General features: G+C 76.9%; 12 protein-coding genes. 9 read left to right on the top strand and 3 right to left on the bottom strand.

The genetic code is table 11. From position 1 onward, the window contains the following. Positions 1-157 precede the first annotated feature (157 nt). The 7 genes from ABD994_RS18320 to ABD994_RS18290 all read left to right on the top strand — a co-directional run bounded on the left by ABD994_RS18320 (position 158) and on the right by ABD994_RS18290 (position 8,624). Positions 158-1,411, top strand: coding sequence for a class I SAM-dependent RNA methyltransferase (locus tag ABD994_RS18320; protein WP_345418034.1), 1,254 nt, complete (start codon positions 158-160; stop codon positions 1,409-1,411). A 44-nt stretch (positions 1,412-1,455) separates the two neighbouring features. Beyond that, a complete protein-coding gene (locus tag ABD994_RS18315; RefSeq protein ID WP_345418028.1) occupies positions 1,456-2,637 on the top strand; it encodes an amidohydrolase family protein in 1,182 nt (393 codons plus the stop codon). Beyond that, entirely contained in the window at positions 2,634-3,929 is a 1,296-nt protein-coding gene (locus tag ABD994_RS18310) for a M20 metallopeptidase family protein (protein ID WP_345418025.1), read from the top strand. The genes ABD994_RS18315 and ABD994_RS18310 overlap by 4 nt, the downstream gene beginning before the upstream one ends. A gap of 42 nt (positions 3,930-3,971) precedes the next feature. Beyond that, positions 3,972-4,577: a class I SAM-dependent methyltransferase gene (locus ABD994_RS18305; protein WP_345418022.1), complete on the top strand. Its 606-nt coding sequence runs from the start codon at positions 3,972-3,974 to the stop codon at positions 4,575-4,577. A 95-nt stretch (positions 4,578-4,672) separates the two neighbouring features. Then, positions 4,673-6,670 carry a 1-deoxy-D-xylulose-5-phosphate synthase gene (dxs, locus tag ABD994_RS18300; RefSeq protein WP_345418031.1) on the top strand — a complete coding sequence of 666 codons (1,998 nt, stop codon included), beginning with the start codon at positions 4,673-4,675 and terminating at the stop codon, positions 6,668-6,670. A 53-nt stretch (positions 6,671-6,723) separates the two neighbouring features. Continuing rightward, entirely contained in the window at positions 6,724-7,395 is a 672-nt protein-coding gene (locus tag ABD994_RS18295) for a response regulator transcription factor (RefSeq protein ID WP_345418019.1), read from the top strand. Positions 7,396-7,454: 59 nt separating this feature from the next. After that, positions 7,455-8,624, top strand: a complete 1,170-nt coding sequence (locus ABD994_RS18290) for a sensor histidine kinase (protein ID WP_345418016.1) — start codon at positions 7,455-7,457, stop codon at positions 8,622-8,624. Here the strand turns inward: ABD994_RS18290 and ABD994_RS18285 are convergent. From ABD994_RS18285 to ABD994_RS18275, 3 genes are all read right to left on the bottom strand, one after another. Then, complete coding sequence (locus ABD994_RS18285; RefSeq protein ID WP_345418013.1) at positions 8,603-9,898, bottom strand: HRDC domain-containing protein; 1,296 nt, start codon at positions 9,896-9,898, stop codon at positions 8,603-8,605. The genes ABD994_RS18290 and ABD994_RS18285 overlap by 22 nt on opposite strands. A 167-nt stretch (positions 9,899-10,065) precedes the next feature. Beyond that, positions 10,066-10,761 carry a response regulator gene (locus ABD994_RS18280; RefSeq protein ID WP_116706142.1) on the bottom strand — a complete coding sequence of 232 codons (696 nt, stop codon included), beginning with the start codon at positions 10,759-10,761 and terminating at the stop codon, positions 10,066-10,068. Positions 10,762-11,217: 456 nt separating this feature from the next. After that, entirely contained in the window at positions 11,218-11,823 is a 606-nt protein-coding gene (locus tag ABD994_RS18275) for a DUF3000 domain-containing protein (RefSeq protein WP_345418010.1), read from the bottom strand. Between the two features lie 143 nt (positions 11,824-11,966). Between ABD994_RS18275 and hemE the strand changes: the two genes are divergently transcribed. Together hemE and hemG are read left to right on the top strand one after the other, a co-directional pair. Next, positions 11,967-13,037, top strand: a complete 1,071-nt coding sequence (hemE, locus tag ABD994_RS18270) for a uroporphyrinogen decarboxylase (RefSeq protein WP_345418007.1) — start codon at positions 11,967-11,969, stop codon at positions 13,035-13,037. Continuing rightward, positions 13,034-14,485 (top strand): protoporphyrinogen oxidase, encoded by a 1,452-nt coding sequence (hemG, locus tag ABD994_RS18265; RefSeq protein WP_345418003.1) that lies wholly within the window; start codon positions 13,034-13,036, stop codon positions 14,483-14,485. The genes hemE and hemG overlap by 4 nt, the downstream gene beginning before the upstream one ends. Positions 14,486-14,488: the final 3 nt, after the last annotated feature.

Here is a 14,488-nt window from a genome sequence, read left to right as displayed (position 1 = left end):
GCACGGCCGGCGCGCCCGCGCCCGCGCCCGCCCCGGCGCCGCCGCCGAGCCCGGCGGCCACCGACCGCCCGAACCGGCCCGCCCGCACCGGCGGCCGGGACGAGACGACGGCGTCACGGTGAGCGCCGGGAGACGGAGCAGTCAGGGGAGCACGCCGATAGGGGAGCTCGACCCATCGACCGCCGAGACCCTCGACTGGACCGACCGGCTCCTCGAGGTGGAGGTCGGGCCGGTGGCGCACGGGGGGCACTGCGTCGCCCGCCACGAGGGGCGCGTGATCTTCGTGCGCCACGCCCTGCCCGGCGAGACGGTGCGCGTGGTGATCACCGAGGACCACGGCGGCTCGTTCTGCCGGGGCGACGCGGTCGGGGTGCTGGTCGCCTCGCCGCACCGCGTCACCCCGACCTGCCCGTGGGCCGGGCCGGGCGGATGCGGGGGCTGCGACTGGCAGCACGCCACCCCGGCCGCGCAGCGCGACCTCAAGGCCACGGTGGTGGCCGAGCAGCTCGCGCGGCTGGCCGGCGTCGAGCGGGAGGTCACGGTCGAGGAGCTGCCCGGCGGGCCGCTGGGCTGGCGCACCCGGATGCGGATGGCGGTCACCGACGACGGCCGCCCGGGCCTGCGGGTGCACCGCAGCCACGAGGTGCTGCCCGTCGGCGACTGCCCGATCAGCGCGCCCGGCGCGCTGGGCCCCGTCCTCGCCCGGGAGTGGACCCCGACCGCGGAGGTCGAGGTGGTGCGCGACGCCACCGGCGAGGTGCACGCCGCCGAGCTGTTCGAGGGCGCCCGGCACGCCGAGGTCGGCAGCGGCGTGGCCCACGAGGAGGCGGCGGGCCGGTCGTGGGACCTGCCCGCCGAGGCGTTCTGGCAGGTCCACCCGCACGCCGCGGACGCCGTCGTGGGCGCCGTGCTCGACGGCGTCGGTGACCTCGCGCCGGGCGCGACCGCCTGGGACCTCTACGGCGGCGCCGGGCTGATCGCCGCCCCGCTGGCCGAGCGCGTCGGTCCCGACGGGCGCGTCGTGCTCGTCGAGAGCGACCCGGCGGCGACGGCCGCGGCGGGGGAGTGCCTGGCCGACCTGCCGGCGGTGCAGGTGGTGCGCAGCCGGGTGGAGAAGGTGCTGGGAGACGGAGCGAAGCGGAGCTCGACCCGTGGAGGCAGCTCGTTGCCGGGCCCGCCGGACGTGATCGTGGCCGACCCGCCGCGCAAGGGCCTGGGCCGCCGCCTGGCCGGCGAGCTGGCCGGCTGCGGTGCCGGGCGGATCGTGCTCGTCGCCTGCGACCCGGCCGCCCTGGCCCGCGACGTCGCCGCGTTGGCCGAGCACGGCTACGAGCTCTCCGCGCTGCGCGCCTTCGACGCCTTCCCCATGACTCACCACGTCGAATGCGTCGCAACACTCCTGTCCACGTGATTCGTTCCGGTACACAGGACCCGGCGGCGTCGAGGGGGTCACCGGTGAGCGGGAGCCTGGTCAGCGCGGGGCTGGTGCCGGCCGGGCCCGTGAGCTTCCTGGACGGCGTGCGGCTGGTGGACCACCACTGCCACAGCGTCGTCGCCGGGCCGCTGGACCGCGCGGCCTTCGAGGCGCTGCTCTGCGAGGGTCCCGGCCCGGCGCCGGGCACGAGCAGTTTCGACTCGGCGCTCGGGTTCTCGGTGCGCCGCTGGTGCGCCCCCGCGCTCGACCTCCCGGCCCACGCGGAGCCGGACGACTACCTCGCCCGCCGCGCGGAGCTCGGCCCCGAGGAGGTCACGCGCCGCTTCCTCGGCGGCGCCGGGGTGGGCGCCGTGCTGGTCGACCACGGGTTCGCGGCCGCCGACCTGCTCGCCCCCGCCGCGCTGGCCGGTGCGGCCGGGGCGGCGGTGGGGGAGGTGGTGCGGCTCGAGGCGGTGGCCGAGGCGGTCGCCGACGCCGGCGTCGACGCCGCGGGCTACGGCGACGCGCTGCGCGACGCCGTCGCGGCCCGCACCGACCCGGCCGCGGACCCCGTGCCGGTCGCCTGCAAGAGCGTGCTGGCCTACCGCGCCGGGCTCGACGTCGACCCGACCCGCCCCGAGGACGCCGAGGTGAAGAAGGCCGCCGACGGCTGGCTGCGCCGCCGCGCGGCCACCGGCGAGCCGCTGCGCGACCCCGTCCTGCTGCGCCACGGCCTCTGGACCGGGCTCGACACCGGGCTGCCGCTGCAGCTGCACACCGGCTTCGGCGACCCCGACGAGGACCTGCACCGCGCCAACCCCGCCCTGCTGGTCGACCTCGCGCGGCTGGTCGAGCCGCTGGGCACGCCGCTGATGCTGCTGCACTGCTACCCGTACCACCGGGAGGCGGCGTGGCTCGCGCAGGCGTTCGCCGTGGTGCACGTCGACGTGGGGCTCGCCGTGCCGCACATCGGGGCCCGCGCGATGTCGGTGGTCGCCGAGCTCCTCGAGCTCGCGCCCTACGGCAAGGTGCTCTACAGCTCCGACGCGTTCGGGCTCCCCGAGCTGCACCTGCTGGGGGCCCTGCGCTTCCGGTCGGCCCTGGGTGGTCTATTGGAGCACCTCTGCGCGACCGACGAGCTCGCGCCCGCCGACGCCGAACGGGTGGCCACCATGATCGGGACCGACAACGCGCGCCGCGTCTACGGGCGGATGCCGGGGTGACCCCGCCGGTCACACCCGAGGTCGCCGAGCCCCCGCGGATCGACCCGGCGCTGTGGGCGGCGCTGGAGGCGGAGCTCGACGCCGCCGTGGCCCTGCGGCACGCGCTGCACCGCGACCCGCGGCTCTCCGGCGACGAGGGCGACAGCCGGGACGCCGTCCTGGAGGCCGTCGCGGACGTCCTCGGGGAACCCCCGGAAACCGTGGCGGGCACCGGCGCGATGGTGCGGCTGGGCCCGCCCGGCGTCCCGGCGGTGGCCGTGCGGGCCGAGCTGGACGCGCTGCCCGTGGTGGAGCGCACCGGCCTGGAGTTCAGCGCCACCGGGGCCGCCGCGCACGTCTGCGGGCACGACGTGCACGTCGCGGCGCTGGTCGCCGTGGTGCGTGCCCTGGGCCGGGCCGGGGCGGACCGGGTGCCCGCCCCGCTGCTGGCCGTGTTCCAGCCCCGCGAGGAGAAGGCCCCGTCGGGCGCCGCCGACGTCGCCGCCGACCCCCGCTTCGGCGCGCACCGGGTCGGCGCGGTGCTCGGGGTCCACGTGCAGCCGGAGCTGCCCCGCGGCACCGTGTCGGTGCGCGGCGGGCCGGTCAACGCGTCGTCGGACGAGATCGAGATCGAGGTGCACGGCCGCGGCGGGCACGGCGGCTACCCGCACCGCACCCGCGACCCGGTGCTGGCCCTCGCCGCGATCGTCACCGGCGTGCACCACATCGTGTCCCGCCGCGTCGACCCCATGGCCGCGGGCGTCGTCACCGTCGGGCAGATGGAGGCCGGATCGGCGCCCAACATCGTCCCGGAGACCGCGACGGCGCGCGGCACCGTCCGCGCCCTCGACGCCGACCGCGACGAGCTGCTCGCCGCGGTCCGCGACGTGGTGGAGAACACGGCCCGCGCGTACGGGTGCGAGGCGACGCTGACCGTCGTCCCCAACGAGCCGGCCGTGGTCAACGACGAGGCGCTGGCCCGCACGGTCGCGCGGGCGCTGGGCGCGCGCCGGTCCGGCGACCGGTCCGACGCCACCGGGCTCGTGCTCGACACCACGTTCCGCTCCTGTGGTGCCGACGACTTCAGCCACTACGGTGACGTGCTGCCGTCGTTGATGCTGTTCGTGGGCACCACCCCGGCCGGGAGCACCCCGGGCGAGGGTCCGGGCCTGCACCACCCCGAGTTCTCGCCCGACGACGCGATGGTCGGCGAGGTCGCCCGCGCGCTCCTCGCCGCCGTCGCCGCGGCGGGCGCGGCCCTCGGGGGCACGGAGGCGTCCACGGCGGCCGTGACGACCGGGCCGAACCCGTAGCCCGTCCCCGATGGCCCTCGCACTGCGGAGACGACGAGCACCGTGACCGACACCCACGCCAGCAGCACCCACCCCGGCCGGACCTTCGCCCTCGAGTTCCTGCGCGACCCGCTGCACGTCGCGTCCCTCATCCCGAGCGCCGGCCCGCTGTGCCGGCAGGCCGCGGCGCCGCTGCCCGAGACCGGCGACCCCGTCGTGCTCGACCTCGGCGCCGGCACCGGCCAGGTCACCGACGTGATCCAGGAGCGCCTGGCCGGGCGCGGTCGCCACATCGCGGTGGAGTTCAACCCGCGGATGGCCGCCGTCCTCGCCGAGCGCCACCCGAAGGTGGAGGTGGTCTGCGACGACGCTCGTGCCGTGGTGGACCGCCTGCTCGCCGAGGGGGTGCGCACCGACCTGACCGTCTCCGGCCTGCCGTGGCTGCTGACCTCGCCGAAGGACACCACGATCTTCGGCCCGCTGGCCCGGCTCGCCGCCCCCGGCGGGGCCGTGACGCAGCTCGCCCACGCCTGGATCCGGTTCTTCCCGGCCGCGAAGCAGGTGCAGCGCAACCTGGAGGCCCACTTCGAGGAGGTCGTGGTCTCGCGCACGGTGATGGCCAACATCCCGCCCGCCGTCGTCTACATCGCGCGTCGCCCGAAGCCCTGACGTCACGTCACCCACGCATCGTCGCGGGCTGCGGGCCCGTCCGGCGTCCGTAGACTTGGCCGGGCCCCCACCACCGGCGATCCGAGGTGACCGCAGTGCCGTTGCTGGATCGAGTCCGCACCCCGGCGGACCTGCGTCGTCTCGACGCGGACGAGGTGCGTGCCCTCGGGGGCGAGATCCGGGACTTCCTCGTCGACAAGGTCTGCCGCACCGGCGGGCACCTCGGGCCGAACCTCGGGGTGGTGGAGCTGACACTCGCGCTGCACCGGGTGTTCGACTCCCCGCGCGACGCCCTGCTGTTCGACACGGGGCACCAGAGCTACGTCCACAAGATCCTGACGGGCCGGGCGGGCGACTTCGACGGGCTGCGCCAGGGCGGCGGGCTCTCCGGCTACCCGAGCCGCGCCGAGAGCGAGCACGACCTCGTCGAGAACTCCCACGCGTCCACCGCCCTGTCCTGGGCCGACGGGCTGGCCAAGGCCGACGCGCTGACCGGGAGGGACCGCTCGATCGTCGCGGTCGTCGGCGACGGCGCGCTCACCGGCGGCATGTGCTGGGAGGCGCTCAACAACATCGCCGCGGCGCCGGACCGGCCGATCGTCATCGTCGTCAACGACAACGGGCGCTCGTACTCGCCGACGATCGGCGGGCTCTCGCGCAAGCTGACCTCGCTGCGGCTGCTGCCGCGCTACGAGGAGGTGCTCGAGACCGGCAAGCGCGCGGTCCAGGGGCTGCCGCTGGTGGGATCGACGCTCTACCAGGCGCTGCACGCGGCGAAGGCCGGGTTCAAGGACGCCCTGAGCCCGCAGCCGCTGTTCTCCGACCTCGGGCTCAAGTACATCGGCCCGGTCGACGGGCACGACGTCGGGGCGATGGAGCACGCGCTGCGCAGCGCCCGCGACTTCGGCGGGCCGGTCGTGGTGCACGCGGTCACCGCGAAGGGCCGCGGCTTCGCGCCGGCGGAGGCCGACGAGGCGGACCTCATGCACTCCACGGGCGTCCTCGACCCCGTCACCGGCCGCCCGGTCGGCCCCAAGGCCAAGGGCTGGACCTCGGTGTTCACCGAGACGATGCTCGAGCTGGGCCGCGAGCGCTCCGACATCGTCGCGATCACCGCGGCGATGCCCGGGCCCACGGGCCTGGCGGCCTTCGGCGAGGCCTACCCGGAGCGGCTGTTCGACGTGGGCATCGCCGAGCAGCACGCGGTGACGTCCGCGGCCGGGCTGGCGGCGGGCGGGCTGCACCCGGTCGTCGCGGTCTACTCGACGTTCCTCAACCGCGCGTTCGACCAGCTGCTCATGGACGTCGCGCTGCACCGCGCGCCGGTGACCTTCGCGCTGGACCGGGCCGGGGTCACCGGCGACGACGGCGCGAGCCACAACGGCATGTGGGACCTGTCGATCCTCGGGATCGTGCCCGGCCTGCGGGTCGCGGCGCCGCGCGACGCCGTGACGCTGCGCGAGGAGCTGCGCGAGGCCGTGGAGATCGACGACGGACCGACGGCGCTGCGCTGGTCGAAGGGGGCCGTGCCCGCGTCGATCCCCGCGCTGCGCTCGCTCGGCCCCGCCGCGGGCCCGGGTCGCGTCGACGTCCTCGCCGAGCCCGCCCGCCCGTCGCGGGCCGCGCCGCGGCCCACCGCCGTCGACCGCCTGCCCGAGAGCGCCGTGCCCGAGCGGCCCGACGTCCTGCTCGTCACCGTCGGCGCGTTCGGCGACCTCGGGGTGCAGGCCGCCGACCGGCTGACCGCGCAGGGGATCGGCGTCACGGTCGTCGACCCGCGGTGGGTGCAGCCCGTGCCGGAGGCGCTGCGGACGCTCGCGGCCGGGCACCGCCTGGTGGTCACCGTCGAGGACGGCGGGCGCCACGGCGGCGTCGGCTCGGCGCTGGCCGAGGCCCTGTCCGCCGACGGGGTCGACGTGCCGGTGCGCCGCCTCGGGCTCGACCAGGAGTTCATCGCCCACGCCTCCCGCGGCCAGGTGCTCGCCGCCGCGGGCCTCACCGACGCCGACGTCGCGCGCCGGATCACCGAGTGGGTCTCCGGGCGGGACGCGGCCACGATGCCGAGCACGGACGACAGCTCCCTCGCTCGGTAGATCCGCGGTTTCCTCTCAGCGGCTGCTCAGGTGCCCTGTGGCACCGTGGAGACGTGCGAGTACTGGTCGTGGAGGACGAGCAGGCCCTGGCCGACGCCGTGGCCCGGGGCCTGCGTCGCGAGGGGATGGCCGTCGACGTCGCGTACGACGGCGACGAGGGCAGCGAGAAGGTCGGCATCACCCGCTACGACGTGGTCGTGCTCGACCGCGACCTGCCGGGTATCTCGGGCGACGACCTGTGCGCGGAGATCGTCGGCGGGGTCACGCGCGTGATCATGCTGACCGCCAGCGGCGCGCTGCGCGACAAGGTCGAGGGCCTCGCGCTCGGTGCCGACGACTACCTGCCCAAGCCCTTCGACTTCGCGGAGCTCGTCGCCCGCGTCCGCGCGCTGGGCCGCCGGGCCACCCCGGCCGTGCCGCCGGTGCTGCGCGCCGGCGACGTGGTGCTCGACCCGTCGAAGCGCACGGTCAGCCGCGGCGGCACGCCGCTCGAGCTCACCCGCAAGGAGTTCGGGGTGCTCGAGGTGCTGCTCGCCGCCGGCGGGGCCGTGGTCAGCTCCGAGGAGCTGCTCGAGCGCGTGTGGGACGAGAACGCCGACCCGTTCACCACCACCGTGCGGGTCACCGTCATGACCCTGCGCAAGAAGCTCGGCGAGCCCGGCATCATCGACACGGTCGTCGGTTCGGGCTACCGCGTCCCGGCGGAGGCCCCGGCCACCGTCTGACGACGGCCTGGTCCCGGGCCCTCACCGGGGCCTGGTGGGCGGCGACGTAGCGTCGCCGCGTGACCTCAGGACCGGCCGGCTCGCCCGCCCTGCGCCGCGGCCCCGGCCTGCGTGTCCGCCTGACGCTGCTGGCGACGTCGCTGGTGGCCGTGGTCGCCGTCGTCCTGGTCTGGCTCGGCTGGATGCTGGTCGGCGAGGTCGTGGCCGCGGTGCCGCAGCTGCCGCCGGACACCCCGGTCGTCGTGGACGGCGTCCGCGTGCCGGCGGGGGAGCTGGCCGGGGCGCTGGGCAAGGCCGCCCGCAGCGAGGTGCTGCGCATCGGGTCGGTCGCGTTCGCGATGGTCGTGCTGGCGGCGGCGCTGGTGTCGTGGGTGCTGGTGCGCCGGGTGCTGCGCCCCCTGCACGTCGTCACGGCCACCGCGCAGCGGCTCTCGGCCGAGTCGCTGGACGCGCGGATCGGGGTGGCGGGGCCGCGCGACGAGGTCGCCGAGCTCGCCGCCACGTTCGACGCCATGCTCGACCGGCTGCAGGCCGCCTTCGAGGCCCAGCAGCGGTTCGTGGCCAACGCCAGCCACGAGCTGCGCACGCCCCTGGCCGTGCTGCGCACCGAGGTGGACGTGACGCTCGCCGACCCCGACGCGGACGTCGCGGAGCTCCGCCGCATGGGCGAGGTGGTGCGCGACGCCACGCGCCGCGCCGAGCACCTCGTGGCCGGCCTCCTGCTGCTCGCGCGCACCGAGGCCGCCGAGAGCGTGCCCAGCGAGCCGGTCGACCTCGCCGAGGTCGTGCCGGGCGCCCTGGACGCCGTGCGCGCCGAGGCCCGCGACCGGGCGCTGCACGTGACCACCGACCTGGCGCCCGCCGCGGTGCGCGGCGACCAGGCGCTGCTCGGGCGCGTCGCGGGCAACCTCGTCGAGAACGCCGTGCGGCACAACGTCGACGGCGGCTGGCTGCGGGTGCGCACGGAGGCCGAGGACGGGCACGCGGTGCTGGCGGTGTCGTCGTCGGGCCCGGTCGTCCCGCCCGCCACCGTCGCCGAGCTCTTCGAGCCGTTCCGTCGCGGCGCGGGACGCACCGGGAGCGGGACCGGGCTGGGCCTGTCGATCGTGCGCGCCGTCGCCCGGGCGCACGGCGGGCGCGCCACCGCCGAGCCGGTGGAGGGCGGCGGCCTGACCGTGACGGTCGAGCTGCCGCTGCGCGCGGACGCTCAGGCGCCGCCGGAATCCTGAGCAGCGTCCTGAGCGGTGTCCTGAGCGGGAGCCGGTTGCGCGGTCAGCGCCTCGGCCAGCAGCTCGGCGGTGAGCTCGGCCTGCCACGGGCGGGCGCCCATCGCGCGCAGCGCCTGCCCCACGGCCTCGGGGCCGGGATCCGCCGGCGGGGCCCAGCACAGGCGCCGCACGAGGTCCGGGGTCACGAGGTTCTCGACCGGGGTGCCGGTGCGCTCGGACAGCCCGGCGAGCGCCGCCCGGGCGGCCGCCAGGCGGGCGGCCGCGACGGGGTCCTTGTCGCCCCAGCGGTGCGCCGGCGGCGGGCCGTCCTGCGCCGCGGCCGACGTGGGCTGGTCCTCGCGGGACAGCCCGCGGGCACGCTGGATGGCCGACCACCAGCGGTCGGCGAGGCGGCGCTGGGCGCGGCCCCGGAAGACGGGCATGGCGACGAGGTCGTCGCGGCGGGCGGGCTCGCGCAGGGCGGCGTCGACGATCGCGCCGTCGGGCAGCAGGCGCCCGGGCGCGAGGTCGCGGGCCTCCGCGAGCTCGTCGCGGGAGCGGTAGAGCTCGCGCACGACCGCGAGCTGGGCGGGCCGGCGCACCTTGTGCAGGCCCGACGTGCGGCGCCAGGGCTCGGCGCGCGGGGGTGGCGGCGCGGCGAGGCGCACGGCCTCGAACTCCTGCTCGGCCCACGCCGTCTTGCCCTGCCGCTCGAGGTCGGCGGCGACGGCGTCGCGCAGGTCGACGAGCAGCTCGACGTCCAGCGCCGCGTACACGAGCCAGTCGGCGGGCAGGGGACGGCGTGACCAGTCGGCGGCGCCGTGGCCCTTCTGCAGCCGCACGCCCAGCAGGTGCTCGGTGAGCGGGCCGAGCCCGACGCGCGGGTAGCCCACGAGCCGGCCGGCGAGCTCGGTGTCGAACAGGCGGTCCGGGCGCATGCCGACCTCGGCGAGGCACGGCAGGTCCTGGGACGCGGCGTGCAGCACCCACTCGACGCCGCGCAGGGCGTCACCGAGCGTGCTCAGGTCGCCGCCGCAGGCGATGGGGTCGACCAGGACGGTGCCCGCGCCCTCGCGCCGGAGCTGCACCAGGTAGGCGCGGGCCGAGTAGCGGTAACCCGAGGCCCGTTCGGCGTCCACGGCGACCGGACCGGTGCCCGAGGCCAGAGCAGCCGCGGCGTCCGCCAGCGCGCCCGCGTCCTCGACGAGCGGCGGAACGCCGTCGGCCGGTTCGAGCAGGTCGACGACCGGCGGGTCGGCTTCCCCGCTCGGCACCGCGTCCGTCTCCGTCGTCACCGAGGGGACAGTCTGCCCCTCATCGACGGAGTCCGCCGCGGATCCGCAGGACGGCCCGGGCGTGTCGAGCCCGGGCCGCCGCCCGCGGACCCCGCCGGCGCCCCCGGCAGGGTCCACGGACGGCGACGCGACGGGCGACCGGGAGGCCGCCCCACGTGCCCTCGTGCTCAGCGGATGACGCCGGCCCGCATGGCCAGCGCGACCATCTGCGCCCGGTCACCCGTGCCGAGCTTGCGCCCGATCCGGGAGAGGTGGCTCTTGACCGTCAGCGCCGAGAGGCTCAGCGCGTCACCGATCTCCTTGTTGGAGCGGCCGTCGGCCACGAGCTGCAGCACCTCGACCTCGCGGGCCGAGAGCTCCCGCGGGGTGTTGTCCGTCGCCGGCACGCGGGTGCCCGCCGCGAGCAGCGGAGCGACGGACGGGTCGGCGTACAGGCCGCCCTCGAGGACCCGGCGCACGCCGTCGGTGACGACGCCCGGCGAGGCCGACTTGAGCAGGTACGCCTGCGCGCCCGCCTGGAACGCCGCCCGGACCGCCGACGGGTCGTCGGACGCCGCCAGCACGACGACGCGGTTCCAGCCCTGCGCGCGCAGCTCGGCGATCAGGTCCAGGCCGCTGCCGTCGGGCAGCCCCAGGTCCAGGATCGCGAGATCGCACGGCCCGCTGGCCAGCGCTCGGGTGCGGGCCTCGGAGATCGAGGCCGCCTCGTGGACGGTGCCCGCGCCCATCGAGGAGAGCCGCTGCGCGATCGCTTCGCGCAGCAACGGGTGGTCGTCGACCACCAGCACGGTGAACATCTCTTCCCGCGGATGCGGGACCATGGCCGGCGGCAGCAAGCCGCTCGCGACGCCGCGAAGGGCCATGCCTGGGCCCACGGTAGCCACGTCGAGTACCTCCTAGAAGTCGGTCTTGCCCCCCGACATTCCGCACCGGGCCCTCGTCCCAACGACCGCGCCGCCGATCGGACGAGGAAGTGCGTGCGAGAGAAGATATCCCCCCGGGCGAGTTAACGAGAGCACCAGGGCCAACTTCGCTCGGTGGAGTTTCGGGTGTTACGCGGCCGCGGTCACCCTTTGGAGTGGACAGACTCCACGAAATCGTCTCTCGGTGACACTGCGTGTAACGGTCGCTACGGAGTGTGCTTACCTGGCGCCGACCGCCGCATCGCGGCTGCAACCAACGACGCAGTGCCGGCGCGTGACCGACGCAGCCTCGTCGGGCCGATCGGACGCCTACCTGTGCATCACCGAACAATGCAGGTGGGCCTGCAGATGCACGGACAGAATTGCGGGAGCGATACCGGTAGTACCGGGAGAATGTCAGCCGGAGCGACCGGTGCGGCGGACACCGAGCGTCGCCACGCCCTCCGGCGGAAGGCCCGCGGCGACCGCGAGGACGGCCGCGAACGCGTCGCCGTGCGTCGTGAGGACCTCCTCGGTGGGCGTCCACGACGCGCGCAGCTCGAGGTCGGTCGCGTGGCTCGGGCCGCTGATGTCGCCGAAGCGCACCGAGGAGGTCTGCGTCACGGTGCCGCCGAGCGCGGTCCAGCCCGCGCCCGAGTCCTCCAGCGCGCCGGTGAGCCACGACCACGCCACCTCCGGCAGCAGGGGGTCGCCGGCGTGCTCGGGGTCCAGCTCGGCGCGCACGAACGTCACCACCCGCAGCGTGCCGTCCCAGGCGTCCTGGCCCTCGGGGTCGTGCAGCAGCACCAGACGGCCGGTGACCACGACCTCGGCGTCGTCCACCTCGCCGGTGCCGGGGGCGGGCGGGGTGGCGAGCACCTCCGCGCTCCAGGCCGCCGAGTACGGCGCCAGGCGCTGGGGCGGGCGCATCGTGCGCAGCTCGATCTCGGACCGCGTCCGCAGCTCGCTCAGGGAGTCCACCGCGCGCCGGAACGTCTCGGGGTGGGTGGTGGGCGCCGTCACCTCAGTGACAGTAGGCCGAACGGGTTCTTCCGTGTACCTCCCACGCCGGGAGGTCCCGCGTGTCCCACCCGTGCCGTGCGCCCCGTCCGTCACGTGCGCGCGCCCGCTCGGCCACCCGGGGGTCGTGGGAGGATGGGGACACCATGAGCGGGGCAGGGGTCGTCAGCAGCACCAGCACGCGCCGGCACCTGCCCGACGCGCCGTTCCTCGCCGCGGCCCGGCGCGAACGCCCGTCGCGGCGGCCGGTGTGGTTCATGCGCCAGGCCGGGCGGGCGCTGCCGGAGTACCGCGAGCTGCGCCGCGGCACCGGCATGCTCGAGGCCTGCCTCACGCCGGACCTCGCCTGCGAGATCACGCTGCAGCCCGTGCGCCGCTACGGCGTCGACGCCGCGATCCTGTTCTCCGACATCGTCGTGCCGCTGAAGGCCGCGGGCGTCGACGTCGACATCGTCGCGGGGACCGGCCCCGTCGTCGGGCAGCCCGTGCGCACCGACGCCGACGTCGCCGCGCTGCCGGTCCTCGACGCCGAGGGCGTGGCGCCGGTGGCCGAGGCCGTGCGCCTGCTCGTGCGCGAGCTCGGCGAGACGCCGCTGATCGGCTTCGCGGGCGCCCCCTTCACGCTCGCGTCCTACCTCGTCGAGGGCGGCCCGAGCCGCAACCACGAGCGCACCAAGGCGCTCATGCACGCCGCGCCGGACACCTGGCACGCGCTGTGCTCCGCGCTCGCCGACACCGCATTGACGTTCCTGCGCGCGCAGGTCGACGCGGGCGTCGACGCCGTGCAGCTGTTCGACTCGTGGGCCGGGGCGCTGTCCGAGCGCGACTACCGCGAGCTGGTGCTGCCGCACTCGGCGCGGGTGCTGGCCGGCCTGGCCGATGCCGGGGTGCCCCGCATCCACTTCGGGGTCGGCACCGGCGAGCTGCTCGGTGCCATGGGCGAGGCCGGGGCCGACGTCGTCGGCGTCGACTGGCGCATCCCGCTGGACGTCGCCGCCGGCCGCGTCGGGCCCGGCCGGGCCCTGCAGGGCAACCTCGACCCTGCGCTGCTGTTCGCCGGGCCGGAGGTCGTCGAGCGCGAGGTCCGGCGGATCCTGCGCGAGGGCGAGGCCGCCGAGGGCCACGTGTTCAACCTCGGTCACGGCGTGCTGCCCGAGACCGACCCGGACGCCCTGGCCCGCGTCGTCGACCTGGTGCACGGCACCTCGCCCGCATGACCCGCGTCCTCGTCGTCGGCGGCGGGGTCTCCGGTCTGGCCGCCGCGCACCGCCTGCGCACCCTGCTCGGGGCCGACACGGAGATCGTCGTCGTCGAGACGGCGCGCGCGCTCGGCGGCAAGCTCTCCGCCCTGGAGATCGGCGGCCGGCGCGTCGACGTCGGCGCCGAGGCGTTCCTGGCCCGCCGTCCCGAGGTGGCGGCGCGGGTCGCCGAGCTCGGCCTCGACGACCAGCTCGTCCACCCCGGCACGGCCACCTCGGCCCTGCACGTCGGCGGGCGCACGGTCCCCCTGCCGCCGCGGACGGTCATGGGCGTGCCGGGCGACCCGGCCGTGGCCGGCGAGGCGCTCTCCCCGGCGGGGCTCGCGGCGCTGCGCGCCGACGCTCCGGGCCCGTGGGAGCCGGGCGGCGACGTCGCCGTGGGCGCGCTGGTGCGCGCGCGCCTCGGCGACGAGGTCGCCGACCGCCTCGTCGACCCGCTGCTCGGTGGCGTCTACGCCGGCCGGGCCGACGGGCTCGGTCTGCGGGCCACCGTCCCGGCCCTGGCCGCGGCGCTCGACGCCGACCCGCGCTCGCTGGTCGACGCGGCTCGCCGCTGCCTGCCGGCGCCGGCCGCCGTGACCGCCGGCGAGGTCGCGCCACCCCTGCCGCTGCCGGTGTTCGGGACGCTGCGCGGTGGCCTCGCCGACCTCCCGTCGACGCTCGCGCTCGCCGCGCGGGCCGAGATCCGGCTGGGCCGCACGGTCACTGCGCTGGCGCGCACGGCCGCGGGGTGGCGGGCCGACACCGACGCCGGCGAGGCCCTCGAGGCCGACGCCGTGGTGCTCGCCGTGCCGCCGCCGGCGGTCCGGCGCCTGCTCGCCGACCACGCCCCGCTCGCGGCGCGGGCGGCCGGGGAGATCGAGCTCGCGTCGTCGGCGCTGGTCGTGCTCGCCCTGCCCGCGGCGGCCGCGGCGCCGCTGCACGGGCGGTCCGGCGTCCTCGTCGGGGCGGGGGAGCGGCGACCCGACGGCCTGCCCTGGACGATCAAGGCCGCGACGTTCAGCGCGGAGAAGTGGCCGCACCTGGCGCCGAGCGACGATCCCGACGACACCGCCGTCCTGCGCCTCTCGGTGGGGCGCCACGGCGATGCGGCCTCGCTCGCCGCCCTGCGCCGCGACGACCCGGACCTCGTCAGCGCGGCCCGCGGTGACCTCGCCGCCCTCACCGGCGTGGACGCCGTGCCCGTCGAGACGGCGGTCGTGCGCTGGCCCGGTGGGCTGCCCCAGTACGGCGTCGGACACCTCGACCGCGTCGCGGCGATCGAGGACGGTGTTGCCGGGCTGCCGGGCCTCGCCGTGGCCGGGGCCGCCCTGCACGGCGTCGGCGTGCCCGCCTGCCTGGCCACCGCCGACGCGGCGGCGCAGCGGATCGCCGTGCACCTGGCGTCGGCGGCCGCGACGCGGTAGGTC

It is taken from the genome of Actinomycetospora chlora (assembly GCF_039542135.1).
Lineage (GTDB): Bacteria > Actinomycetota > Actinomycetes > Mycobacteriales > Pseudonocardiaceae > Actinomycetospora > Actinomycetospora chlora.
Note: the sequence above shows the minus strand (reverse complement) of the source record. Positions and strands in the feature narration are given on the sequence as shown.